The 22,884-nt window shown below is 65.6% G+C and carries 22 protein-coding genes; 14 read left to right on the top strand and 8 right to left on the bottom strand.

What is annotated here, in order from left to right:
- Positions 1–8: 8 nt before the first annotated feature.
- The 3 genes from IM543_14610 to IM543_14600 form a co-directional block, all read right to left on the bottom strand.
- Positions 9–2,018 (bottom strand): EAL domain-containing protein, encoded by a 2,010-nt coding sequence (locus IM543_14610; protein QOY92831.1) that lies wholly within the window; start codon positions 2,016–2,018, stop codon positions 9–11.
- Entirely contained in the window at positions 2,015–2,554 is a 540-nt protein-coding gene (locus tag IM543_14605; protein ID QOY92830.1) for a heme NO-binding domain-containing protein, read from the bottom strand. The genes IM543_14610 and IM543_14605 overlap by 4 nt, the downstream gene beginning before the upstream one ends.
- Positions 2,555–2,685: 131 nt before the next feature.
- The gene (locus IM543_14600) at positions 2,686–3,534 is read right to left on the bottom strand and encodes a kinase/pyrophosphorylase (GenBank protein QOY92829.1); all 849 of its coding nucleotides are present in this window, start codon (positions 3,532–3,534) and stop codon (positions 2,686–2,688) included.
- A gap of 182 nt (positions 3,535–3,716) precedes the next feature.
- Here IM543_14600 and ppsA point away from each other — a divergent pair, with 182 nt between their 5' ends.
- From ppsA to IM543_14580, 4 genes are all read left to right on the top strand, one after another.
- Complete coding sequence (gene ppsA, locus IM543_14595; GenBank protein ID QOY92828.1) at positions 3,717–6,176, top strand: phosphoenolpyruvate synthase; 2,460 nt, start codon at positions 3,717–3,719, stop codon at positions 6,174–6,176.
- A 290-nt stretch (positions 6,177–6,466) separates the two neighbouring features.
- Positions 6,467–6,898 (top strand): NfeD family protein, encoded by a 432-nt coding sequence (locus IM543_14590; protein ID QOY92827.1) that lies wholly within the window; start codon positions 6,467–6,469, stop codon positions 6,896–6,898.
- A gap of 40 nt (positions 6,899–6,938) precedes the next feature.
- The gene (locus tag IM543_14585; GenBank protein ID QOY92826.1) at positions 6,939–7,874 is read left to right on the top strand and encodes a paraslipin; all 936 of its coding nucleotides are present in this window, start codon (positions 6,939–6,941) and stop codon (positions 7,872–7,874) included.
- Positions 7,871–8,695, top strand: a complete 825-nt coding sequence (locus IM543_14580; GenBank protein ID QOY92825.1) for an SDR family oxidoreductase — start codon at positions 7,871–7,873, stop codon at positions 8,693–8,695. Before IM543_14585 ends, IM543_14580 begins: the two co-directional genes overlap by 4 nt.
- A 15-nt stretch (positions 8,696–8,710) precedes the next feature.
- Here IM543_14580 and IM543_14575 read toward each other — a convergent pair whose 3' ends face one another.
- A complete protein-coding gene (locus IM543_14575) occupies positions 8,711–10,867 on the bottom strand; it encodes a TonB-dependent receptor (GenBank protein QOY92824.1) in 2,157 nt (718 codons plus the stop codon).
- Positions 10,868–10,977: 110 nt separating this feature from the next.
- Between IM543_14575 and IM543_14570 the strand changes: the two genes are divergently transcribed.
- The 4 genes from IM543_14570 (at position 10,978) to IM543_14555 (ending at position 14,397) form a co-directional block, all read left to right on the top strand.
- A complete protein-coding gene (locus IM543_14570; GenBank protein ID QOY92823.1) occupies positions 10,978–12,153 on the top strand; it encodes a PepSY domain-containing protein in 1,176 nt (391 codons plus the stop codon).
- Positions 12,150–12,332, top strand: coding sequence for a hypothetical protein (locus IM543_14565; protein ID QOY92822.1), 183 nt, complete (start codon positions 12,150–12,152; stop codon positions 12,330–12,332). Before IM543_14570 ends, IM543_14565 begins: the two co-directional genes overlap by 4 nt.
- Positions 12,333–12,427: 95 nt before the next feature.
- A complete protein-coding gene (lepB, locus tag IM543_14560; protein ID QOY92821.1) occupies positions 12,428–13,093 on the top strand; it encodes a signal peptidase I in 666 nt (221 codons plus the stop codon).
- A gap of 122 nt (positions 13,094–13,215) precedes the next feature.
- Positions 13,216–14,397, top strand: coding sequence for a multidrug effflux MFS transporter (locus IM543_14555; GenBank protein QOY92820.1), 1,182 nt, complete (start codon positions 13,216–13,218; stop codon positions 14,395–14,397).
- A gap of 34 nt (positions 14,398–14,431) precedes the next feature.
- On the opposite strand, the gene smpB is transcribed toward IM543_14555, so the two are convergent.
- Positions 14,432–14,881 (bottom strand): SsrA-binding protein SmpB, encoded by a 450-nt coding sequence (gene smpB / locus IM543_14550; GenBank protein ID QOY92819.1) that lies wholly within the window; start codon positions 14,879–14,881, stop codon positions 14,432–14,434.
- A gap of 116 nt (positions 14,882–14,997) precedes the next feature.
- Here smpB and IM543_14545 point away from each other — a divergent pair, with 116 nt between their 5' ends.
- A complete protein-coding gene (locus IM543_14545; protein ID QOY92818.1) occupies positions 14,998–15,429 on the top strand; it encodes a type II toxin-antitoxin system RatA family toxin in 432 nt (143 codons plus the stop codon).
- Positions 15,422–15,736: an RnfH family protein gene (locus IM543_14540; GenBank protein QOY92817.1), complete on the top strand. Its 315-nt coding sequence runs from the start codon at positions 15,422–15,424 to the stop codon at positions 15,734–15,736. The genes IM543_14545 and IM543_14540 overlap by 8 nt, the downstream gene beginning before the upstream one ends.
- A gap of 32 nt (positions 15,737–15,768) precedes the next feature.
- Here the strand turns inward: IM543_14540 and IM543_14535 are convergent, their stop codons facing one another.
- A complete protein-coding gene (locus IM543_14535; protein QOY92816.1) occupies positions 15,769–15,981 on the bottom strand; it encodes a hypothetical protein in 213 nt (70 codons plus the stop codon).
- On the opposite strand from IM543_14535, the gene IM543_14530 reads away from it, so the two are divergent.
- Positions 15,980–17,134, top strand: a complete 1,155-nt coding sequence (locus tag IM543_14530; protein QOY92815.1) for a GGDEF domain-containing protein — start codon at positions 15,980–15,982, stop codon at positions 17,132–17,134. The genes IM543_14535 and IM543_14530 overlap by 2 nt on opposite strands.
- Positions 17,135–17,152: 18 nt before the next feature.
- On the opposite strand, the gene IM543_14525 is transcribed toward IM543_14530, so the two are convergent.
- Positions 17,153–17,650 (bottom strand): DUF4124 domain-containing protein, encoded by a 498-nt coding sequence (locus IM543_14525; protein QOY92814.1) that lies wholly within the window; start codon positions 17,648–17,650, stop codon positions 17,153–17,155.
- 149 nt (positions 17,651–17,799) lie between these two features.
- Between IM543_14525 and guaB the strand changes: the two genes are divergently transcribed.
- A complete protein-coding gene (guaB, locus tag IM543_14520; protein QOY92813.1) occupies positions 17,800–19,260 on the top strand; it encodes an IMP dehydrogenase in 1,461 nt (486 codons plus the stop codon).
- A 76-nt stretch (positions 19,261–19,336) separates the two neighbouring features.
- Entirely contained in the window at positions 19,337–20,947 is a 1,611-nt protein-coding gene (gene guaA, locus IM543_14515; GenBank protein QOY92812.1) for a glutamine-hydrolyzing GMP synthase, read from the top strand.
- A 579-nt stretch (positions 20,948–21,526) separates the two neighbouring features.
- Here the strand turns inward: guaA and IM543_14510 are convergent.
- Entirely contained in the window at positions 21,527–21,859 is a 333-nt protein-coding gene (locus tag IM543_14510) for a hypothetical protein (GenBank protein ID QOY92811.1), read from the bottom strand.
- 337 nt (positions 21,860–22,196) lie between these two features.
- Here IM543_14510 and IM543_14505 point away from each other — a divergent pair, with 337 nt between their 5' ends.
- Entirely contained in the window at positions 22,197–22,619 is a 423-nt protein-coding gene (locus IM543_14505; protein QOY92810.1) for a hypothetical protein, read from the top strand.
- The last annotated feature ends 265 nt before the right edge of the window (positions 22,620–22,884 follow it).

Here is a 22,884-nt window from a genome sequence, read left to right as displayed (position 1 = left end):
GCCAGCGCTCAGGCGCGCAGGCGCCCTTGCGCGGCCAGGCTGGCGCTGGCGGCTTCCGGGTCGAGCGGACGGTAGTAGTAATAGCCTTGCACGAAATCGCTGCCCATCGCGCGCAGCAGATCGAGTTCGGCCACGGTCTCGACGCCCTCGGCGACCACGTCCAGGCCCAGCGCGCGCGCCAGCATGATGACCACTTCGGCAATCTGGCGCTTGTCGCCGTGCAGGTCCATCGCGCTGACGAAGGAGCGGTCGATCTTGAGGGTGTCGATCGGCAGGCGGCGCAGGTGGCTGAGCGACGAATAGCCGGTCCCGAAGTCGTCCAGGCTGAGACGCACGCCGAGCGCCTTGAGCTGCCGGAAGATCGCGAGCGCGCGCTCCGGATCGGCCATCACGGCGCTTTCCGTCAGTTCCAGCTTCAGGCTGGCGCCGGGGATGCCGCTCTCGCGCAAGACCTCCGTGACCAGGTCGACCAGGCCGTCGTCGCCCAGCTGGACCGCGGAGAGGTTCACGCTCATGCTCAGGGGCGCGGCGCTGGCGCATCGCCAGGCCCGCAGTTGGGCGCAGGCTTCGCGCAACACCCAGCCACCGATATCGCCGATCAGGCCGATTTCCTCGGCCACCGGAACGAACTCCATCGGCGAGATCATGCCCAGCACCGGATGGCGCCAGCGCAGTAGCGCCTCGAAGCCGTGGATCAGTCCATCCCGCGGCGATACGATCGGCTGGTATTGCAGGAACAGCTGGCGGCCGGGGAGCGCCAGGCGCAGTTCCGCCTCCAGCGTGAGGCGGCGCAGCGCTCCTTCCTGCATCGACTGGTCGAACATCACCCAGCGCGCGCGTCCGTTCTGCTTGGCGTGGTACATCGCGATGTCGGCATCGCGCAGCATGACCTGCACGTCCTGGTAGCCGCTCGAACTCATGGCGATGCCGATGCTTGCCGTGACGTACACCTGCTGCTGGCCGATCGAGAGCGGCATGGCGAGGGCCTTCAGCAGGCGCTCCGCCACGCGCACCGGCGTGGTGGCGTCCTGTACCCAGTCGAGCAGGATGGTGAACTCGTCGCCACCGAGGCGCGAGACCACGGCGCCGCATTCGCCCGCGGCGGCGCTGTCGCGCGTTACCAGGTCGGTCTGGCGCAGGCATTCGGTCAGGCGGCGCGCGGTGGCGACGATGACCTGGTCGCCCGCATGGTGGCCCAGGCCGTCGTTGATCGCCTTGAACCGGTCCAGGTCCACGAACAGGACCGCGAACTGGAAACCGGGATGGCGCTGCGAGCGCAGCAGGAAGTGTCCGAGCCGGTCGAGAAACAGCTTGCGGTTGCCGAGTTCGGTCAGCGGATCGTGCAGGGCGTCGTGGACCAGCCGCTCCTGGGCGCGGCGACGCTCGATCACACGCCCCAGCTGGGTCCCGACCTGCGCCATCAGGCGCAGCATCGATTCGTCCGGCGTCTGCAGTTCGCGGCTGAAGAACTCGACCACGGCGACGACATCGCTCCCGATCATGACCGGGAAGGCGAACAGCGAGGACAGGCCGAGCCGGACCAGCATCGGCATGCGCGGAAAGCATGCCGCATCGGGGGCGTCGACGTTGGCCCAGGCCGGCCTGCCGGTGCCCACGACCCGGCCCGGCAGGCCGATGCCGGCGGAGAAGTCCATGTCCTCGGTCAGCGTGCGCAGGCCGTCGAAGGCGCCGCCGCTGTCGTCATGCCAGATGGTGGTCGAGTCGAGCCGGCCGGCGCCGTGCTCGGGCGCCATCAGCAGGTGACCGAGAGGCCAGCCGGTGTAGCGGCACACCGCCTCGAGCGCATGGCGAAACGCGTCCTCGACGCCGGCGGCTTCGTTGGCGGCCGCGGCGATCCGCTCCAGCAGGACGATTTCCTGCTGGCGCTGGAACAGGTCGCGCAGGCCCTGCTCGGCGATGGCCTCGGCCGCGCGCCGGGCGGCTGTCTCGCGCTCCAGGCGCCGCCGCAGGCGGGCTATCTCGGCGCCGTCGGACGGGGCTGCGGGGGCCGGGATCACGCCGTGAACTGGACGTGGAAGACGCACTTGTCGGCGCCGTCGTGCATGCACCTGGGCTGGGTCAGCCGGGCGGCCTGCCCGTAATGCGCGGCCGCGCCCTGCATGAAGCCTTCCGCCAGGGCGCACAGGCGGCGCGCCGAGTTGTAGCCGATGACCAGGGTGTCGCTGTCGCTGGTATCGAAATCGAACACGGGCGGCGTCGCGCCCGGGTACAGCTTGCGCACTTCGGGGTGGATCAGGCTGTTCAAGGTGAGCAGGAAAGCGCGCGTCGAGGCATGGGGGGCGAAGAACTGCGGGTAGCGCGCCACCAGCAGGGGCATGGCGCGCTGCCCGAACCAGCGCAGCACATCCTGGGGCGCAATCCCCAGGATGCGCGACGCCACCTCGACCAGGCGCACCACTTCGGCATCGTCGTAGCTGCCGAGGGAGGTGTAGGCGCCATCCAGGCCGGCTTCGTCGAGCAGGCGGTCCCATGTTTCCTCGCCGAACTCCGCGCTGACCGCCTCTTCCATCAAATTGAAGACAATACCCTTCATGCCATCCTCAAAACTAAGTAATTTGAGGATATTCTACAGGTGTATCCACAGGGAAACATCAAGATGTTACAAATCGAAGGCCGTAGCAGGCGTTTTGTTGACAAACCACGACGCCGGTTCGGCACGACGATTCAATATTCCCGCCTGTCCGGCTTGATCTCTTGCAGGATGGTGGTGGCGATCTCCTCGATCGACTTGGTGGTCGAGGACAGCCAGCGGATCCCTTCGCGGCGCATCATCGCCTCGGCTTCGTTGACCTCGTAGCGGCAGTTCTCGAGCGCGGCGTACTTGCTGCCGGCGCGGCGTTCGTTCCGGATCTGCGACAGGCGCTCCGGCGTGATCGTCAGCCCGAACAGCTTGGACTTGAACGGCGGCAGCGAGGAGGGCAGCCTGCCGCGCTCGAAGTCGTCGGGAATCAGGGGGTAGTTGGCGGCCTTCAGCCCGTACTGCATCGCCAGGTACAGGCTGGTCGGGGTCTTGCCGGAACGCGACACGCCCACCAGGATCACGTCGGCCTCGGCCAGGTTCTTGTGCGACTGGCCGTCGTCGTGCGCGAGCGAAAAGTTGATCGCTTCGATCCGGTTCTTGTATTCCTCGGTGTCCACGGCGTTGTGGATGCGCCCGATGGTGTGGGTCGACTTCACGCCCAGTTCCTGCTCGAGCGGCGAGACGAAGGTCTGGAACAGGTCCATGTGCATGCCCTTGGCGGCCCGGATCACGCTCGACAGGTCGTGCGTGACCAGGGTCGAGAACACGATCGGACGCTGGCCGTCGCGCGCGAAGCTGTCGTTGATGCGGCGCGCCGCGTCGTGCGCCTTTTCGAGCGAGTCGATGAAGGGCAGGCGGATCTGGCGAAAGCGCATTTCGAACTGGCTCAGCACCGCATGACCGAAGGTCTCTGCCGTGATGCCGGTACCGTCGGAAACGAAGAAAACGGTACGCGAAGTAGGAGGGGACGGAACAGTGGTTTCTACGGTCATGGTGTCGAAATGCTAAGTCTTGCTGCCAAACTTGCAGCATGGTGCGGCGGTCACGGGTTAAAATGCTCGGCAACGGGTCTGCATTGTGCTGCACGACGGCCAGAATAACAAGAATACCCCGTCGCCCAGCGCATTGGACAAGCAGCCACAAGGTTTCTATCATCAAGTAAGGGTGTTTTACCATGTCTAACCTGTCTGCAGCAGCATTGAAGGAGCCTGATCAAGACGCACGCGCCGCATCGCGCACCTACGTCGCCGCGTTCGACAACCTGCGCATGACCGACGTCGAGTCGGTCGGCGGCAAGAACGCCTCGCTGGGCGAGATGATCTCGCAGCTGGCCAGCGCCGGCGTGCGCGTGCCGGGCGGCTTCGCCACCACGGCCGATGCCTTCCGCGATTTCCTCGAGCACAGCGTCGATGGGGGCGCGTCGCTGGCCCAGCGCATCGCCACTCGCCTCGAAGGCCTGGACATCGACGACGTGCGCGCGCTGGCCGCGGCCGGCGCCGAGATCCGCCAATGGATCGTCGACACCCCGTTCCAGCCGCGCCTGGAACAGGAGATCCGCGACTACTACGAGCGGCTGGTGGCCGACTCCGAGACCGAGATGTCCTTCGCGGTGCGCTCCTCGGCCACCGCCGAAGACCTGCCGGACGCGTCGTTTGCCGGCCAGCAGGAGACCTTCCTGAACGTGGTCGGCATCGACAACGTGCTCGAAGCCATGAAGCACGTGTTCGCCTCGCTCTACAACGACCGCGCGATCTCCTACCGTGTCCACAAGGGTTTCACCCACGCCGAGGTGGCCCTGTCGGCCGGCGTGCAGCGCATGGTGCGTTCGGATACCGGCGCCGCCGGCGTGATGTTCACCATCGACACCGAATCGGGCTTCAAGGACGTGGTCTTCGTCACCTCGAGCTACGGCCTGGGCGAGACCGTGGTGCAGGGCGCCGTCAACCCGGACGAGTTCTACGTGCACAAGCCGATGCTGGCCCAGGGCAAGCTGCCGGTCATCCGCCGCAACATCGGCTCCAAGCTGATCAAGATGGAGTTCACCAGCGAAGCCAAGGCCGGCCGCTCGGTGCGCACCGTCGACGTGCCGATCGAGATGCGCAACCGCTATTCGCTCACCGATGCCGAAGTGGTCGAACTGGCCAAGTATGCTGTCATCATCGAGAATCACTACGGCCGTCCGATGGACATCGAGTGGGGCAAGGACGGCCGCGACGGCAAACTGTACATCCTGCAGGCGCGCCCGGAAACGGTGAAGTCGCAGCAGAAGGCCACCGACTCGCAGCAGCGCTTCAGCCTGAAGGGCTCGGGCACCGTGCTCACGGCCGGTCGCGCGATCGGCCAGAAGATCGGCGCCGGTCCGGTGCGGGTGATCACCGATCCGTCCGAGATGGAGCGGGTGCAGCCGGGCGACGTGCTGGTGGCCGACATGACCGATCCGAACTGGGAGCCGGTGATGAAGCGCGCCTCGGCGATCGTCACCAACCGCGGCGGCCGTACCTGCCACGCGGCGATCATCGCGCGTGAACTGGGCGTGCCGGCGGTCGTGGGCTGCGGCGACGCCACCGATGCGCTCAAGGACGGCACCTTCGTCACCGTCTCGTGCGCCGAAGGCGACGAAGGCAAGATCTACGACGGCCTGCTGGAAACCGAGATCACCGAAGTCTCGCGCGGCGAGCTGCCGCCGATCCCGACCAAGATCATGCTCAACGTCGGCAACCCGCAGCTGGCCTTCGACTTCCAGTCGGTGCCGAACGGCGGCGTGGGCCTGGCGCGCCTCGAGTTCATCATCAACAACAACATCGGCGTGCACCCGAAGGCCATCCTCGAGTACCCGAACATCGACAACGACCTCAAGAAGGCGGTCGAGTCGGTGGCACGCGGCCATGCCTCGCCGCGCGCCTTCTACGTCGACAAGCTGGCCGAGGGCGTGGCCACCATCGCCGCGGCCTTCTGGCCCAAGCCGGTGATCGTGCGCCTGTCCGACTTCAAGTCGAACGAGTACAAGAAGCTGATCGGCGGTTCGCGCTACGAACCCGACGAAGAGAACCCGATGCTGGGCTTCCGCGGCGCCGCGCGCTACCTGGCCGAGGACTTCGCCGAAGCCTTCGAGATGGAATGCATGGCCATGAAGCGCGTGCGCGAAGACATGGGCCTGACCAACGTCGAGCTGATGATCCCGTTCGTGCGCACCCTGGGCCAGGCCGAGAAGGTCATCGAGCTGCTGGGCCAGTACGGTCTGAAGCGCGGCGAAGGTGGAGGTGAAGGCGGCCTGCGCGTCATCATGATGTGCGAAGTGCCGTCCAACGCCATCCTGGCCGAGCAGTTCCTGGAGTACTTCGACGGCTTCTCGATCGGCTCGAACGACCTGACCCAGCTCACCCTGGGCCTGGACCGCGACTCCGGCATGGAGCTGCTGGCCAAGGACTTCGACGAGCGCGACCCGGCTGTCAAGGCCATGCTGTCGCTGGCGATCAAGGCCTGCCGCGCGAAAGGCAAGTACATCGGCATCTGCGGCCAGGGGCCGTCGGACCACCCGGACTTCGCCGAGTGGCTGGTGGAGCAGGGCATCGAGTCGATGTCGCTGAACCCGGATTCGGTGATCGAGACCTGGCAGAAGCTGGCCGCGAAGTAAGACATTTGCATGGACGCGCGGCCCGGTCGGCGGCCGCCTCGCGCAGGGTGGCCGGCTTGCCCGGCCGCGCGTTCGAGCAGATCGTGATTTACCTCAACAGTAAGATTATGCGCCTGCGATAAACATCAAACCGGGGCCTTCCACTGCCGGATAGACCTGCTACACTGACATCGAACACTCTTTGCCAGAAAGCACACAATAAGCAAGCGCATCGACATCGTTGAACCCTCGCCGCCTGTTGCAGGCCGCGGGGGTTTTTTACTTTCCTAAAACGAGAAGGAGACACAATCATGACCCACTGGATGATCTGGCTGGTCGTTGCCGGCGTCCTGGTGATCGCCGAGCTGTTCAGCGGCACCTTTTACCTGTTGATGATCGCGATCGGCCTCGGCGCCGGCGCCCTGGCAGCCTGGGCCGGCGCGAGCTGGCCGCTGCAGGTCCTGGCCGCCGCCGCGGTCGGCCTGGCCGCCACCGCCGTCCTGCACCGCAGCCGCTTCGGCAAGCCGGCCAAGAACAACGCCGCGCGCGACCGCAACGTCAACCTCGACATCGGCCAGCGCGTCGCGGTGCCGGCCTGGCAGGACGGCCGCGCCCGCGTGATGTACCGCGGCGCCCTGTGGGACGTCGAACTCGGCCCGGGTGCGCAGGCCGACGCCGGCGATTACCGCATCGTCGAAGTCCTCGGCAGCCGGCTCATTGTCGCCAATGCCCACCATTCATAAGTTCAACTAATAAATGCCTATATATCTAGAAGGGATGCTCATGGAATTCTCGTTCGGCACGGTCGCGCTCGTCATCTTCATCATCGCGCTGGTATTCATCTTCAAGACCATCAACGTGGTGCCGCAGCAGCACGCGGTGGTGGTCGAACGCCTCGGCAAGTTCCATGCGGTGCTGGCGCCCGGCCTGAACATCGTGGTGCCCTTCATCGACCGCATCGCCTACAAGCACAGCCTCAAGGAGATCCCGCTCGACGTGCCGCCCCAGGTCTGCATCACGCGCGACAACACCCAGCTGCAGGTGGACGGGATCCTGTACTTCCAGGTGACCGACGCCATGCGCGCGTCCTACGGCTCGTCGAACTACATCCAGGCGATCACCCAGTTGGCCCAGACCACCTTGCGCTCGGTGATCGGCAAGATGGAGCTGGATAAAACCTTCGAGGAACGCGACCACATCAACACCACCATCGTCAACGCGATCGACGAGTCGGCCGCCAACTGGGGCGTGAAGGTGCTGCGCTACGAGATCAAGGACCTGACCCCGCCGGCCGAGATCCTGCATGCGATGCAGCGCCAGATCACCGCCGAGCGCGAAAAGCGGGCCTTGATCGCGGCCTCCGAAGGGCGGCGCCAGGAGCAGATCAACATCGCCAGCGGCGAGCGCGAAGCGGCGATCGCCCGCTCGGAAGGCGAGCGCCAGGCGGCCATCAACCGCGCCCAGGGCGAGGCCAGCGCCATCGTCGCGCTGGCCGACGCCAGCGCCGCCGCGCTGCGCCAGGTGGGCGCGGCGATCCGCGAGCCGGGCGGCATGGATGCGGTCAACCTGCGCGTGGCCGAGCACTACGTCGACGCCTTCGGCAAGCTGGCCAAGACCAACAACTCGCTGATCGTGCCGGCCAACATGGGCGACATGAGCAGCCTGGTCGCCAGCGCGCTGCAGGTGGTGAAGTCGCAACAGCCGGACATCGTTCGATGACCCGCGTGGTGCTCATCACCGGGGCATCCGACGGCATCGGCGCCGAGATCGCGCGCCAGCTGGCGGCGAAGGAGGGCGCTGCGCATGGTGAAGGGATCGCCCTGGTGCTGGCGGCGCGCAACGCCGCCCAACTGGAGGCGGTGGCCGGCGAATGCGCGGCGCTCGGGGCCCGGACGCTGGTGGTGCCGACCGACGTCGGCATCCAGATCCAGTGCCGCCGGCTGGTGGTCAGCGCGGTGGAACACTTCGGCCGCATCGACGTGCTGGTCAACAACGCCGGCCGCTCGGCGCATGCGCTGTTCGAGGAGGTCGAAGACCTGTCCTGGTACGAGGAACTGATGCGGGTGAACCTGTGGGGCGCGCTCTGGTGCACCCAGGCGGCGCTGCCGGCGCTGAAGGCATCGCAGGGGAAGATCGTCGCGGTGTCTTCGCTGGCGGGGCTGGTGGGCGTGCCGGGACGCACCGCCTACAGCGCCACCAAGTTCGCGATGACCGGCTTTTTCGAAGCGCTGCGCGCCGAAATGAAGGCTTACGGCGTCAGCGTCACCACCGCCTATCCGGGCGTGGTGGCCACCCGGATCCGCTACCGCGGCTTCAACGCCCACGGCGAAGAGATGGGCGCGAGCGCGCTGAAGGAAGAAGGCGCGATGCGCGTGGAGGAGTGCGCGCGCCTCATCATCGAAGGCATGGACGCGCGCCGGCGCGAGGTGGTGATGACGGCCAAGGGCAAGTTCGGGCGCTTCCTGAAGCTGGTCGCGCCGGGCCTGGTGGAGAAGATGGCGCTGGCGGCCGTCAAGCAGGACCTGCGGCCGCCGCAATAGCGGCCGCGGCCCGCATCAGAAGTCGACCGTCGCCGACACCGCCAGCGTGCGCGGCGCACCCTGCACCAGGTAGCCGAAGCCCGGATAGCCGCCGCTCGACGCCCAGTAGTCCTTGTCCGCCAGGTTGTCGATGCGCGCGCGCAGCGTCAGGTTGCGGTCCATGAAGCGGGTGAGGTAGTTGGCGCCGATGTCCAGGCGTGACCAGGACGGCAGCTTCTGGAAATTGGCCGCGTCCGCGAACTGCGAGGAGGTATGCAGGGCCCTGGCATTGAGCGACAGGCCTTGCACGCCCGGCACCTCCCACTCGGCGCCGATGTTCAGCTGGGTGCCCGGCACGCCGATCGCGTCCTTGCCGTCGTTGACGCCGTCGGCAGTGCGGCGCTGCTCGGCTTCCAGCACCGTCAGGCCGCCCAGCAGGCGCAGGCCGCGCGTGGGCATGCCGAATACGCTCAGCTCCAGGCCGCGGTTGCGCTGTTCGCCGAACAGGCCGAAGCGGCGCTCCGCCACGTAGGCGCTCGGCTGCGCGGTGGTGAAGAAGGCTGCCGTCATGCCCAGCTTGCCGCTGTCGACCTTGACGCCGACTTCCTTCTGGCGCGAGACGTAGGGGGCGAACACCTCGCCCTGGTTGACGATGTCGGTGCCGAAGGCCACCGGGCCTTGCTGCAGCGCTTCGCTGTAGTTGGCGTAGACCGATACCCCTTTGGCGGGCTTGTAGACGACGCCCGCCACCGGCGTGAGTTCGCTTTCTTCGTAGCGCGCGCTGGATGCGCCGCTGTTGTAGTCGTAGCCGGCATCCTTGATCTTCTGGTGGCGCGCGCCCACGGTCACCAGGAGGCGATCGTCCATGAAGCCCAGGGTATCTGCCAGCGCCACGCTCGACAGGATCGCCTTGTGGGTCAGCAGCGGCTTGTCCAGGCGGCCGCCGGTGAAGAAGGCGTTCGAGGGCGCGGCCACGTCGCGCGGCGTGTAGATGTTCGAGGCGAAACCGGCGAAGTCGCTCATGGCGTAGGCGTTCTTCGACTCGGAATGGAAGCCGGATGCGCTCGCGCTCAGCTTGTGGGTCACGGCGCCGGTGCGCAGTTCGCCGCGTACGCCGACTTCGCCGGTGCGCACCTTGTCTTCGCGCACGTTGTCGAAGCGGCTCATGCTGGTGTCGCCGTTGGCGTCGATGACGGTCGCCGACGACAGGATGTTCGATTCCACGCTGGAGCGCAGGCCCAGGGCCGCCCAGGCGGTGGCGCCGCCCGGCAGGTCGACTTCCGCGCGGAGGGTGCCGAAGGTGTCGCGCTCGCCCGAGAAGGTCCAGGGCTGGGCGTAGTTGCTGTCGCTGTCGGGGGCGGCGACGATCGGCACCCCGGCCGCCACGGTCACGCTGGGACGCGCACCGGTGAGCTGGTGATCCTGGTGGCCGACGTCGGCCGACAGGCGGTAGCCGCGGCCGCGGTAGTCGAGGCCCACCGAATACAGGCTCAGTTCGCGGCCTTCGCGGTCCACCGCGGTATCGCCGTCGCGGCGCACCGCGTTCACGCGCAGGCCCAGGCGCTCGCCTTCGCCGAAGCGGCGCGCGGCGTCCAGCGCCACATAGCCCTGGCCGCCCGATTCGGCGCCCACGGTCAGCTGGGTCAGCGGCGCATTCGGCGCCCGCTTGGGCAACAGGTTGATGGCGCCGCCGATGGCGCCGCCGCCCGGCGCCGCGCCGTTCACGAAGCTGTTCGCGCCGCGCAGCACTTCCACCCGTTCCAGCAGTTCCGCGGCCACGTACTGGCGCGGCAGCATGCCGTACAGGCCGTTGTAGGCCAGGTCGTCGGAGTTCAGGGCGAAGCCGCGGATCACGTACAGCTCCTGGTAGTTGCCGAAGCCGCGCGCCACGCGCACCGAGGGGTCGTTCTGCACCACGTCGGCCACGCTGCGCGCCTGCTGGTCCTGGATCAGCGCCTGCGTGTAGTTCATGCTGTTGAAGGGCGTGTCCATGATGTCCACGTTGCCCAGCAGGCCGAGGCGGCCGCCGCGCGCGACCTGGCCGCCGGCGTAGGCGGCCGGCAGGCCCTGGCTCGATGCGTCGGCCGACGCGCTGACGACGACGGTGGCGACCGGCTCGGTGGCAGTGTCCTGGGCCTGGGCGGCAAACACGGCGGCGGCAAGGGCGATCGGGGAAAGGCGGAGCAGTTTCATGAGGCGAACTCGTTTTTCTTAATGAGAATGATTGTTATTCTAGCCGCTCCGGCTTGCTTCTGTAAATGAGAACGATTATTATTTGCGGAAGTTTACATTTCCCACGCCCCATGTCACCTATCTCCCTGCGCCGCTGGAGCTGGATCCACAAGTGGAGCAGCCTGGTCTGCACCGTCTTCATGCTGCTGCTGTGCCTCACCGGCCTGCCGCTGATCTATCACCACGAGATCGGCCACCTGCTCGGCACCGACGTCGAGGCGCCAGCCTTGCCGGCGGCGTGGCCACAGGATGCCCCGCGCGGGAACATCGACGCGGTGCTGGCCTCGGCCAGGGAGCTCTACCCGAACAAGATTGCGATGTACATGTCGCAGGAAATCGACGAACCGGCGATCTGGAACGTCACCCTGGGCGACCACCCGACCGACGAACACTACAAGCCGATCGCGGTCGACGCGCGCACCACGAAAGTGATCACCGAGCCGGCCTTCGAGGGCGGCGCCTTCATGTCCACCATGTTCAGCCTGCACGTCGACCTGTTCGCGGGCATCTACGGCAAGCTGTTTTTGGGCTTGATGGGCCTGCTCCTGATCGTGGCCGTGGTCAGCGGCGCGGTGCTGTACGCCCCCTTCATGCGCAAGCTCGACTTCGGCGAGGTGCGGCGCGAGCGCAGCCGGGTCATCCAATGGCTGGACCTGCACAACCTGCTCGGCATCGTCACCCTGGTCTGGGTGTTCGTGGTGGGCGCCACCGGCATGGTCAACACCTGGGCCGACCTGCTGCTGAAGCTGTGGCAGAACACCGAGGTCGCCGCGATGCTCGAGCCTTATGAAGGGCAGCCGAGGGTAGAACGGCTGGCCTCGATCCACGACGCTATCCTGCGCGCCGAACGTGCCGAGCCGGGCATGCAGGTAGCCTTCGTGGCCTTCCCCGGCACGCCCTTCGCCAGCCCGCATCACTACGGAATCTTCATGCGCGGCAGCGAAGCCTTCAGTGCGCGCCTGTACAAGCCGGTGCTGGTCGACGCCGCCACCGGCGAGATCACCGACCGCCGCGCGCTGCCCTGGTACCTCAAGGCGCTGCTGCTGTCGCAGCCGCTGCATTTCGGCGACTACGGCGGCCAGCCCATGAAGCTGCTGTGGGCGCTGCTCGACATCGGCACCATCCTGATCCTGGGCAGCGGGCTGTATCTGTGGCTCAAGCGCAGCCGCAAGGTCGGCACCGCCAAGGACGCCCCGGCCGCGGTCCGGGACCGCCCGGCGCTGGCCCGCTCGACCGAGACGCCATGATCCGCACCCGCACCCAAATCTGGGCCATGCCGATTCTGCTGGCGGTGCTCACGGCGGTCGGCCTGGTGGCGGCCCTGCTGGGCGACGGCGCCTGGGACCTGGTCTCGGCGGTGACGCTCGGCGTCCCGGTTGCGGTGGGCGCCTGCCATGCGCTGCGGCGCCCGCGCACGCGCCGCTAGCGCCCACCGGGCGCCGCGCTTGGCTTTTAAGCATGCTTAAAGCCTGGCCGCGTATAAGCTTCTCATCGTCGTCGTCAACAGAGGAGAGAAGCTCGATGAAAGCCTTCGTGCGTGCCAACAAGGGGTTCCTGATGTTCATGCTGCTGTTCGGTGTGTTCCGCACCGCGGTGGCCGACTGGAACCCGATCCCGTCCGCTTCGATGCGGCCCAACCTGCTCGAGGGCGACGTGGTGTTCGTCAACCGGCTGGCCTACAACCTCAAGCTCCCGCTCACCGATGTCGTGCTCGCGCGCACCGGCGAACCACGGCGCGGCGACGTCGTCACCTTCGCCTCGCCGCTTGACGGCACGCGCCTGATCAAGCGCGTGCTGGCGCTGCCGGGTGACCGCGTCGAGATGCGCAACGAGCGCCTGGTGATCAATGGCGTCGAGTCGCAGTATTCGGTGGAGGAGCTGGTGCGCGAATCCACCGCGCAGGGCGGCATGGATGCGCTGCGCATGCTGGAAGTCGTCGACGGCCGCCGCCATCGTATCCAGGTGCTGCCGCAGCGGCTGGTGGCGCGCGATTTCGGGCCGGTCGTGGTGCCGCGGGACGCCTACCTGATGTTGGGCGACAACCGGGACAACAGCGCCGATTCGCGCTACATCGGTTTCGTGCCGCGCCACCTGCTGATCGGGCGCGCCGAGCGCATCCTGGTCTCGGCCGACTACCAGGGCAACTGGATGCCGCGCACCGAGCGTTTCGGGATGTCGCTGCGCTGAAGAATGCACTGCCATCCCGCTTTTGAAGGGGTGGCAGATTTGTTTTATTGAAATCCAGTACAATCGCGTCCCCTCCGGACGCGCGCCTGTCGCAGTGCCGGTTTCCACTCCAAGGCACTGCCATGCAACGACTCCTTACCACCATCCTCGCCTGCCTCGGCATGATCGGGGCCCTCGCGATCGACACCTATCTGCCCTCGATGCCGGCGATCGGCGCCGAGTTCCGGGTCGGGCCGGTGGCGGTGCAGCAGACCCTGAGCGTATTCCTGTTCACCTTTGCGTCCATGATGCTGTTCTACGGGACGCTGTCGGACTCGTTCGGCCGGCGGCCGGTGATCCTGGGGGCGCTGTCGCTGTATACGCTGGCCTCGATCGGCGCCGCCTGCGCCCCGAGCTTCGGCTGGCTGCTGTTCTTCCGCGCGCTGCAGGGCCTGGCGGCCGGCGCCGGCTCGGTGGTCGGCCAGGCCATCGTGCAGGACCGCTTCGAGGGCGCCCAGGCGCAGAAGATGATGTCGCACATCATGATGGTGTTCGGGCTGGCGCCGGCGATCGCGCCGGTGCTGGGCGGCTGGCTGCACGTCACCTTCGGCTGGCGCTCCACCTTCCTGTTCCTGGCCGTGTTCGGCGCGACCATGATCGTGCTGGTGACGCGCCTGCTGCCGGAAAGCCTGCCGCGAGACAAGCGCCAGGTCTTCCATCCGGGAACGATCGCCGGCAACTATCTGATGGTGCTGCGCAATCCGCAGTTCGTGATGCTGGCGCTGGCGCTCGGCCTGGTGTTCGGTGGCCTGTCGCTGTACATCGGCTCGGCCGCCAACTTCGTGATGGAGATCCTGGGCCTGCCGGAAACCGCCTTCGGCTGGATGTTCATCCCGCTGATCGGCGGCATGGTGATCGGCTCGGCCTGGGGCGGCAAGCGCGCGGCCAAGGCGCCACCGGGGCGCCTGCTGTGGATCGGCTACGCGGTGATGGCGCTGGCATCGGTCCTGAACGTCGGCTACAACGCACTGTTCCCGGCCAGCGTGCCATGGGCGGTGCTGCCCCTGGCCGTGTTCACCTTCGGCCTGGCGGTCGCCATGCCGGGCATCCAGCTGTCGGCCATGCGCCTGTTCCCGCGCAACCGCGGGCTGGCGGCCTCGATGGTCGGCTTCATCCAGATGATGTCGTTCGCGCTGGTGTCGGGCCTGGTGGCGCCCTTGCTGTTCGGCAGCGCCCTGAAACTGGCCTGCGGCACCGCGGTCGGCTGCCTGCTGAGCTTCCTGATGTGGCGCCTGAGCCGGCGCTTCGCCGCGCCGGCCGCCTGAGCAGGGCAGGGGAAGGGCGGCGCGGCCGCCCGGATCAGCGGCGGTGCGTTTTCATCGCCGCAGCGACTTCGCGCTTGGCGTCGCGGTCTTTCTCGGTGGCGCGCTTGTCGTGCTGCTTCTTGCCCTTGGCCAGGCCGATCTCGCACTTCACACGGCCGCCCTTGAAGTGCAGGTTGAGCGGCACCAGCGTATAGCCTGATCGCTCGACCTTGCCGACCAGCTTGTCCAGTTCGGCGCGGTGCAGCAGCAGCTTGCGGGTGCGCAGCGCTTCGGGGTGGCTGAAGGCGGATGCCGTGACCAGCGCGCTGATGTGGGCGCCGAACAGGAACAGCTCGCCGTTGCGCACGACCACGTACGCTTCCTTGATCTGTACCTTGCCTTCGCGGATGGCCTTGACTTCCCACCCTTCGAGCACGAGGCCGGCCTCGTACCGGTCCTCGATGAAGTAGTCGAAGAAAGCTTTTTTATTGTCAACAATACTCATGAGATAGCGAAAATCCGCGTGTCGGTTAAACTACTGCTGTGGCGCCACGGCGAAATTCATCGAACTCGCGTGGCGCAAAATGCAACTCGTCCAACATCATAACAAACGGTTGACCAATGGCAGTAGTGCACAAATCAGTTTTTCTCGGCTACAGCACCGAGCAGATGTTCGACCTCGTCGCCAAGGTCGAGGATTATCCAAAATTCCTGCCCTGGTGCGGCGGGGTCAAGGTGATCGAGCGGTCCGAAGACACATTGGTCGCCAGTTTGCAGATCAACTTCCATGGCGTGAAGCAAAGCTTTACCACCTCGAACCATAACAATCGCCCTACCCAGATGAAGATGCACCTGGTCGACGGCCCATTCAAGGTGCTGGAAGGGACCTGGAATTTCAAGCCCCTGCGCGCCGACGCCTGCAAGATCGATTTCGAGCTGCATTACGAGTTCTCGAGCATTATCCTGGAACAGATCATCGGCCCGGTGTTCGGCATGATCGCCAACACCATGGTCGATTCCTTCAGCAAGCGTGCCGAGGCGATCTATGGCTGAGGCAGCGGACGGCCGCTTGCAGGTTGCGGTGTGCTACGCCAGCGCAAACCAGGAATTCCTGCGCTCCTTCATGGTAGCGCCTGGCACGACAATCGGGGCGGCCATCGAAATGAGCGGCGTGCTCGAGGCCTGTCCGGAGATTAACCTGAGCACCCAGCCGGTGGGCATCTACGCCCGGAAGAAGACGCTCGACACGGTACTGCGCGGACACGACCGGATCGAGATCTACCGGCCGCTGGTGGCCGATCCGAAAGACTCGCGCCGCCGGCGCGCGGCCAGGAGGGACGGCGGCGCAGCGGCCGCCTGAGTCTTGCAGGCTGGGCAGTATTGACGAATTGCTTAGTTGTAAAATTCCAACCAGGCAAATATTCCAGTGCGCTTCAGGGTATCATGGCGGCTACCTCCGAGCCGGTAAGCGAATGGATGCTGCCTGGGAGGCCGATCGCGCAGGGCGCTTCGGCCCGGCGCGAGGCTTTCATCTTCGTTGGCTGCCTGCCCCATGCTGATTACCGTGAGTTTGTTGTTGGTTACCACTGCATTGTCGGTGGTCATGTTGCTGGTCCTGTCGTCGCTCGCCGGCAGCAAGGTGGCGGGCCTGACCGAATGGCGGCAGGCAAATGGCCTGGCGGTGATCGCGCTGCTGATGTTCGCGGCGCGCGGCGCGGCGCCCGAGCTGCTCAGCATCGAAGTCGCCAATGGCTTGTTCCTGATGACCATCAGCCTGATGTATGCGGGCTTCCGGCGCTACTGCGGCCGGCCGGTGCCCTGGCGCCTGCTGGCGGCCGGCAGTCTTGCCGCTTTCTGCGGCGTCGTGTGGTTCCACCGCGTGCACGACTCGCTGCCCCTGCGCGTGGTGGCGATGTCGGCCTACCATGCGGCCATCTGCTTCGCCATCCGCGCCAGCCTGCCCGGCGTCGCCGACGGGCGCCTGCGCTACCCCAGCGCCTTTACCCGCACCGCCGCGCTCCTGCTGGGGCTCGCGCATCTGGTGCGCGGCGGCTTCTATGCGTTCGACGCCTACGACCCGGTGGCGCTGCTGGCGCCCGACACCGCCAACCTGGTGTTCTTCGCGATCGGCACGCTGGCCCTGCCGGCGCTGAGCCTGGGTGCGGTGATGCTGGCGAATGCGCGCATCCTGTCCGAGACCGCGTATGCCGCCGAGCACGACCACCTCACCGGCGCGCCCTCGCGGCGGGCCTTTTTCGACATCGCCGAGCGCGAGCTGGCGCGGGCCAGGCGACACGGCAGCGGCCTGGGCCTGCTGCTGCTCGATGCCGACCACTTCAAGCGCATCAACGATACCTACGGCCACGGCGTCGGCGACGAGGTCCTGCGCGACCTGGTGCGACGGACCCAGGACGTGATCCGGAAGATCGACTATTGCGCCCGCCTCGGCGGCGAAGAGTTCGGCGTGCTGCTGCCGGATGCGAACTACCAGACGGCCGAGGCGGTCGCGGAACGGCTGCGCGCCGCGCTCGACCGCTCGGCTGCGCGCAGGCCGGACGACGCCGGCGTCGCCTATACCGTCAGCATCGGCCTGGCGATGCTGGAGCGCGGAGAAGATATCGCGGGCCTGATGCGGCGAGCGGACGCGGCCTTGTACCAGGCCAAGGCCGAAGGCCGCAACCGGGTGGTGTGCGCGCAGACTACCGCGCCGGTCACGAAGCAGGGCGGCAGCGCGCAGGTGATCAGGCTGCGGCCCTGACCCCTGCCTGGTTCGCGGTCAGCGGCACTCGGCCAGGATCCGGTCGGCCCGGGCCAGCTGCGCCGCGCGCTCCTCGTCGCTGACGAAGCTGCGTTCGCCGCTGGCGTCGAAGCGCGCGATGCGCGCCCCCGATGCCACCTGGGCCCGCACGTCGCGCGCGGCCTGGCAATGCTCGGCCTGCGCGCGCCGGCGCTGCGCTTCGGCGGCTTCCTTCTTGTCCTGTTCCTCGCGCTGCAGCAGGCGCTTGCGGTAATCGGCCTCGCGCTGGGCCAGTGTCGGGGCCGGCTTTGCCGCAGGGGCGTCGGCATCCGGCGCGCTGCGGGGCGCAAGTGCGGGCAGGCTGCGACCGGGCGCCTTGAGGATCTTGTGCGGCGGCGTGTCCGGCGGAGGAGGGCGGTCCGAGAACTGGCGCACGCCGTTCTCGCCGATCCACGCGTATTGGGCATGGGCCAGACCGCTGCTCAGTACCAGGGTGCAAACGGCGATCAGGCGCAAGGGAAGGGATGAGCGCAGCATAAAAGTTTTCCTTGGGTAACAAGCGGATTTCGCCATGCTTCGCTGGCGCTGTCAATCCCGCCTCTCGCAAAAGGCCGAATTTTGGGCAGGGCTGCGACAGTCCTGGCTACATTCTGTATAATTCACTTTTGCGCCTATAGGAAAATGCTATGCGTCTACTCCAAAAAGCACTCACGTTCGATGATGTGCTGCTCGTCCCGGCTTACTCCAATGTTCTTCCGGCCAACACTTCCCTTCGCACCAAGCTGACCCGGAACATCACCCTGAACATCCCGCTGCTGTCGGCGGCGATGGACACCGTGACCGAAGCACGCCTGGCGATCGCGATGGCTCAGGAGGGCGGCATCGGCATCATCCACAAGAACCTCAGGCCAAGCGACCAGGCCCGTGAAGTAGCGCGCGTCAAGCGTTTCGAGGCAGGCGTCCTGCGCGACCCGATCACCATTCCTCCCACCATGAAGATCCGTGAAGTGCTGGCGCTGTCGCAACAGCACGGCATCAGCGGCTTCCCGGTGGTCGAGGGCAAGCAGGTGATCGGCATCATCACCAACCGCGACCTGCGCTTCGAGGAAGACCTGGACGCCGAAGCGCGCGCCAAGATGACCCCGCGCGAAGACGTCGTGACCGTGAAGGAAGACGCCGACCTGGCCGAAGCCAAGCGCCTGATGAACAAGCACCGCCTCGAGCGCGTGCTGGTCGTCAACGACGACTTCGAACTGCGCGGCCTGATCACGGTCAAGGACATCCAGAAGTCGCACGAGCACCCGCTGGCGTCGAAAGATTCGCAGGGCAAGCTGCTGGTCGGCGCGGCCGTGGGCGTGGGCGCACGCGACGAAGAGCGCATCGAGCTGCTGGTCCAGGCCGGCGTCGACGTGTTGGTGGTCGACACCGCCCACGGCCACTCGCAGGGCATCCTCGACCGCGTCAAGTGGATCAAGGACCGCTTCCCGCACGTGGACGTCATCGGCGGCAACATCGCCACCGCGGCCGCCGCCAAGGCGCTGGTCGAGTTCGGCGCGGACGCGGTCAAGGTCGGCATCGGCCCGGGCTCGATCTGCACCACCCGCATCGTGGCCGGCGTCGGCGTGCCGCAGATCACCGCGATCTCGAACGTGGCCAAGGCGCTGGAAGGCACGGGTGTGCCCTGCATCGCCGACGGCGGCATCCGCTTCTCGGGCGACATCTCCAAGGCCCTGGCTGCCGGTGCGCACACCGTCATGATGGGCAGCATGTTCGCCGGCACCGAGGAAGCGCCGGGCGAAGTCATCCTGTACCAGGGCCGCAGCTACAAGTCCTACCGCGGCATGGGCAGCCTGGGCGCGATGGCCGAAGGCTCGGCCGACCGCTACTTCCAGGAAGCCTCGAGCAAGGCCGACAAGTTCGTCCCGGAAGGCATCGAAGGCCGCGTCGCCTACAAGGGCAGCGTGCTGGCGATCATCTTCCAGCTGATCGGCGGCGTGCGCCAGTCGATGGGCTATTGCGGCTGCGCCACCATCGAAGAACTGCGCGAGAAAGCGGAGTTCGTCGAGATCACCTCGGCCGGCATGCGCGAATCGCACGTGCACGACGTGCAGATCACCAAGGAAGCGCCGAACTACCGTTCCGAGTAAGACATCCAATGAAACGCGGCCCCCATCGGCCGCGTTTTTGCATCACCCGATTCATCTTCTATCGTTGCCTATCCACATGCATTCGAAAATCCTCATCCTCGATTTCGGTTCCCAGGTTACCCAGCTGATCGCGCGCCGCGTGCGCGATGCGGGCGTGTTTTCCGAAGTCTTCCCGTATGACGTCAGCGACGAGTTCGTGCGCAACTACGGCGCCAGCGGCATCATCCTGTCGGGCAGCCACAATTCCACCCTGGAGGGCGACTCGCCGCGCGCCCCGCAGGCCGTGTTCGAGGCCGGCGTGCCGGTGCTGGGCATCTGCTACGGCATGCAGACCATGGCCGCCCAGCTCGGCGGCAGGGTCGAGAACGGCAAGCTGCGCGAGTTCGGCTACGCCGAAGTGCGCGCACGCGGCCATACCGCGCTGCTGAACGGCATCAACGATTTCGTGACCGATGAAGGCCACGGCATGCTGCGCGTCTGGATGAGCCACGGCGACAAGGTGCTGGAGATGCCGGACGGCTTCAAGCTGATGGGCTCCACCGACAGCTGCCCGATCGCCGCCATGGCCGACGAGGAGCGCCGCTTCTACGCGCTGCAGTTCCATCCGGAAGTCACCCACACCACCCAGGGCGAAGCCATCATCGGCCGCTTCGTGCACGAGATCTGCGGCTGCAAGTCGGACTGGAACATGCCCGACTACATCGGCGAAGCCGTGCAGAAGATCCGCGACCAGGTCGGCAGCGACGAGGTGATCCTGGGCCTGTCCGGCGGCGTCGATTCGAGCGTGGCCGCAGCCCTGATCCACCGCGCCATCGGCGACCAGCTCACCTGCGTGTTCGTCGACCACGGCCTGCTGCGCAAGGACGAGGGCAAGATGGTCATGGACATGTTCTCGAAAAACCTCGGCGTGAAAGTGCTGCGCATCGACGCCGAAGACCAGTTCATGGGCCACCTGGCCGGCGTGACCGACCCCGAGCAGAAGCGCAAGATCATCGGCCGCGAGTTCGTCGAGGTGTTCCAGGTCGAGGCGGGCAAGCTGAGCAATGCCAAGTGGCTGGCGCAGGGCACCATCTACCCGGACGTGATCGAGTCGGCCGGTAAAGGTAAGAAAGGCCAGACCATCAAGAGCCACCACAACGTGGGCGGGCTGCCGGAGACCCTGAACCTGAAACTGCTGGAGCCGCTGCGCGAGCTGTTCAAGGACGAAGTGCGCAAACTCGGCGTCGCGCTGGGCCTGCCGCACGACATGGTCTACCGCCACCCGTTCCCGGGCCCGGGCCTGGGAGTGCGCATCCTCGGCGAAGTCAAGAAGGAATACGCCGACCTGCTGCGCGAAGCCGATGCGATCTTCATCGAGGAGCTGCGCAACGCGCCGTTCGAGTTGCCTGCAGTGGCAGGCATCGACCCGGGCAAGGCGCCGCTGAACTGGTACGAGGCGACCAGCCAGGCCTTTGCCGTGTTCCTGCCGGTGAAGTCGGTCGGCGTGATGGGCGACGGCCGCACCTACGAATACGTGGTGGCGCTGCGCGCCGTGCAGACCCTGGACTTCATGACGGCGCAGTGGGCGCACCTGCCGCATGCGCTGCTGGGCAAGGTGTCGAACCGGATCATCAACGAGGTGCGCGGCTTGAATCGCGTGGTGTATGACATTTCGGGGAAGCCGCCGGCGACGATTGAGTGGGAGTGAGCAGCGTAAAGCTAGCCGCTGAATTCTAAGAGAATCAGGCAAGCCGTTGAGCGTTCGATTGAATGCTCAACGGCTTTTTTCTTCGCTAAAGCGATGCACCGATTGTTCCGTAAAAAAGTAACTAACCCACGTTGGAATACTGCGCGACGCACTATCTCGACGCTAAGGACTTCGGCCGGGACAACGACCCATCAACAGGCATCCAGGAAGCACCCGGCCACAGCGCCCAAGCCGGCTACTTGCTCAGCCATCGACGCTGCTGCACATGACTTCAGGACGGCCCCGCCGACGATGTCGGCCTGTCGCCGCGCTTGCGCAACCCATGGTCCAACCGAGCGTGCCGTGTCCGGTATACAGGCAAAGATTTGGATAAGGGGTTCTTCCGATACACGGCAGCTTGGGTGGCGTAAGCGGGCGTCATCCTGTCGAGTAGTGCGGTCGCTCGTAGTCGCCGGCCTCGGGAAGGCGTTCTCGGCCCATGCGCGTGATCGCCTCGCAGCGTAGGGTATTCAGATCGCCCGTACAGCTGTTCAGCGTACAGTTTCCGGACACCCGTAGGCGCGATCCCGGGCGTGACAGCTAGAGCTTTTCACTGTCGTCCGACAGCGAAACGCTTGGGGCGGCGTGGGCGTCAGTGATGTCATCGGTCGCCGAGTAGCCCTGGCGGGATAGATCAGCAGCGTGATGCCCGCCGATTCCGGCGGCTTCGCCGTTGGCTGTCAGCGCGGAAGCGGGCTTGTAGACGTCTCCCGATTCCCAATGCAGTCGATCGGCGCGCAAGTGAAACAGCAGCGGCGCGTCTTTGTGCGCGAGGGAGCGCGGAATGCTCGGCAAGCCGGCGGGATTGGCCCAGGGCTGTGAATGCGACACCGCCGGGGTGCCGGCTTCGGCTTGCTCGAGGATGGCGGCCATATGGCTATCGGTAAAGCGGGACGACGATGGGTAGTGCTTTCTGCGTCCTGCGTACGACATTTTGCTTCTGGTGAGATCGTCATGCCGGTGTTCCGGTACGCGCGGCCGGGGCGTCGGGCCGCCGACTCCCACCGAATTCCGCCGAATCCCGCCGAGGACATCGCATCCGGTTCTGTTTGAAAAAATCCCGTTCAAGTCTTGTCGATTACCTGGAATATGACCGGGCGATTGGAGCACTCGGGCGGGCGGAGATCTGCACAGAGTGTTGTATTTTTCGAACATCGACAGGAGCTTGCATTAAGCCTTACGCGATTTTTTCATTCAACCGGAATAGTGCATGAATATTGCCGCACTTATTACGGCCTACGCTGATTGCATAATAATTCGAGCCCAGTGGAATAGAGAACGGCTATTGCCACAGGCGATATTGCTAAAAGCCGGGAATTTTAAATATGCATATTGCGTGAAAAGCGATCAGCATGACCGGCGACGGCGCCAGACTGCGTTTGCGCGCCAGTTGAACGGCTCGGCGGCTTCACTCGGCAGCACTAGGGGCGGGATGGTGCCGAGCCAAGGAGAGAAACTTTCCTCATTACTAAATGAGCGTAAGAATTTCTCTAAAAAATGTTCTAAGCGAGTAACAGGCATTTTCATTTTTCCGGATGGTGGACTCCGCTGCGCGATCGCGTTTTCTGCCGCCGGCCGCCCTGGCGGGTGGTACAAGCAGGTGCCGGTGGGCATACATATTTTGATTTCATAAAATTACTTTGCCGATATTTTCTGTGCTACATTTGATTCATCGCAAAGCCGCTAACAAAGCGTCGCGACTGAAACAAGTTTCCTCTCCGTGGTATTCGATAAGAGTAATGACAGGGATATGGTTGACTTTATGATTCAGTTTGGTGTGAGCACTGAAAGCGTTGTTGGATCGTCGATTGCACTCGCTTCTCGCGGCTTTGTTTTTCTTGCGCCAAAGCAAGAAATTACTCAGCAGCGCTTATTGCAGACTCTTTGTGGCTTGCCTG

The sequence above is a fragment of the Massilia sp. UMI-21 genome (assembly GCA_015277795.1).
Classification (GTDB): Bacteria; Pseudomonadota; Gammaproteobacteria; order Burkholderiales; family Burkholderiaceae_D; genus Telluria.
This window is presented reverse-complemented; position numbering and strand designations above follow the sequence as displayed.

What these genes read in the sequence shown, in the direction of transcription:
- IM543_14605 (QOY92830.1), bottom strand. Translation starts at nt 2,554, where the DNA reads ATGAAGGGTATTGTCTTCAATTTGATGGAAGAGGCGGTCAGCGCGGAG.
- IM543_14600 (QOY92829.1), bottom strand. Translation starts at nt 3,534, where the DNA reads ATGACCGTAGAAACCACTGTTCCGTCCCCTCCTACTTCGCGTACCGTT.
- ppsA (QOY92828.1), top strand. Translation starts at nt 3,717, where the DNA reads ATGTCTAACCTGTCTGCAGCAGCATTGAAGGAGCCTGATCAAGACGCA.
- IM543_14590 (QOY92827.1), top strand. Translation starts at nt 6,467, where the DNA reads ATGACCCACTGGATGATCTGGCTGGTCGTTGCCGGCGTCCTGGTGATC.
- IM543_14585 (QOY92826.1), top strand. Translation starts at nt 6,939, where the DNA reads ATGGAATTCTCGTTCGGCACGGTCGCGCTCGTCATCTTCATCATCGCG.
- IM543_14580 (QOY92825.1), top strand. Translation starts at nt 7,871, where the DNA reads ATGACCCGCGTGGTGCTCATCACCGGGGCATCCGACGGCATCGGCGCC.
- IM543_14575 (QOY92824.1), bottom strand. Translation starts at nt 10,867, where the DNA reads ATGAAACTGCTCCGCCTTTCCCCGATCGCCCTTGCCGCCGCCGTGTTT.
- IM543_14570 (QOY92823.1), top strand. Translation starts at nt 10,978, where the DNA reads ATGTCACCTATCTCCCTGCGCCGCTGGAGCTGGATCCACAAGTGGAGC.
- IM543_14565 (QOY92822.1), top strand. Translation starts at nt 12,150, where the DNA reads ATGATCCGCACCCGCACCCAAATCTGGGCCATGCCGATTCTGCTGGCG.
- lepB (QOY92821.1), top strand. Translation starts at nt 12,428, where the DNA reads ATGAAAGCCTTCGTGCGTGCCAACAAGGGGTTCCTGATGTTCATGCTG.
- IM543_14555 (QOY92820.1), top strand. Translation starts at nt 13,216, where the DNA reads ATGCAACGACTCCTTACCACCATCCTCGCCTGCCTCGGCATGATCGGG.
- smpB (QOY92819.1), bottom strand. Translation starts at nt 14,881, where the DNA reads ATGAGTATTGTTGACAATAAAAAAGCTTTCTTCGACTACTTCATCGAG.
- IM543_14545 (QOY92818.1), top strand. Translation starts at nt 14,998, where the DNA reads ATGGCAGTAGTGCACAAATCAGTTTTTCTCGGCTACAGCACCGAGCAG.
- IM543_14540 (QOY92817.1), top strand. Translation starts at nt 15,422, where the DNA reads ATGGCTGAGGCAGCGGACGGCCGCTTGCAGGTTGCGGTGTGCTACGCC.
- IM543_14530 (QOY92815.1), top strand. Translation starts at nt 15,980, where the DNA reads ATGTTGCTGGTCCTGTCGTCGCTCGCCGGCAGCAAGGTGGCGGGCCTG.
- IM543_14535 (QOY92816.1), bottom strand. Translation starts at nt 15,981, where the DNA reads ATGACCACCGACAATGCAGTGGTAACCAACAACAAACTCACGGTAATC.
- IM543_14525 (QOY92814.1), bottom strand. Translation starts at nt 17,650, where the DNA reads ATGCTGCGCTCATCCCTTCCCTTGCGCCTGATCGCCGTTTGCACCCTG.
- guaB (QOY92813.1), top strand. Translation starts at nt 17,800, where the DNA reads ATGCGTCTACTCCAAAAAGCACTCACGTTCGATGATGTGCTGCTCGTC.
- guaA (QOY92812.1), top strand. Translation starts at nt 19,337, where the DNA reads ATGCATTCGAAAATCCTCATCCTCGATTTCGGTTCCCAGGTTACCCAG.
- IM543_14510 (QOY92811.1), bottom strand. Translation starts at nt 21,859, where the DNA reads ATGGCCGCCATCCTCGAGCAAGCCGAAGCCGGCACCCCGGCGGTGTCG.
- IM543_14505 (QOY92810.1), top strand. Translation starts at nt 22,197, where the DNA reads ATGAATATTGCCGCACTTATTACGGCCTACGCTGATTGCATAATAATT.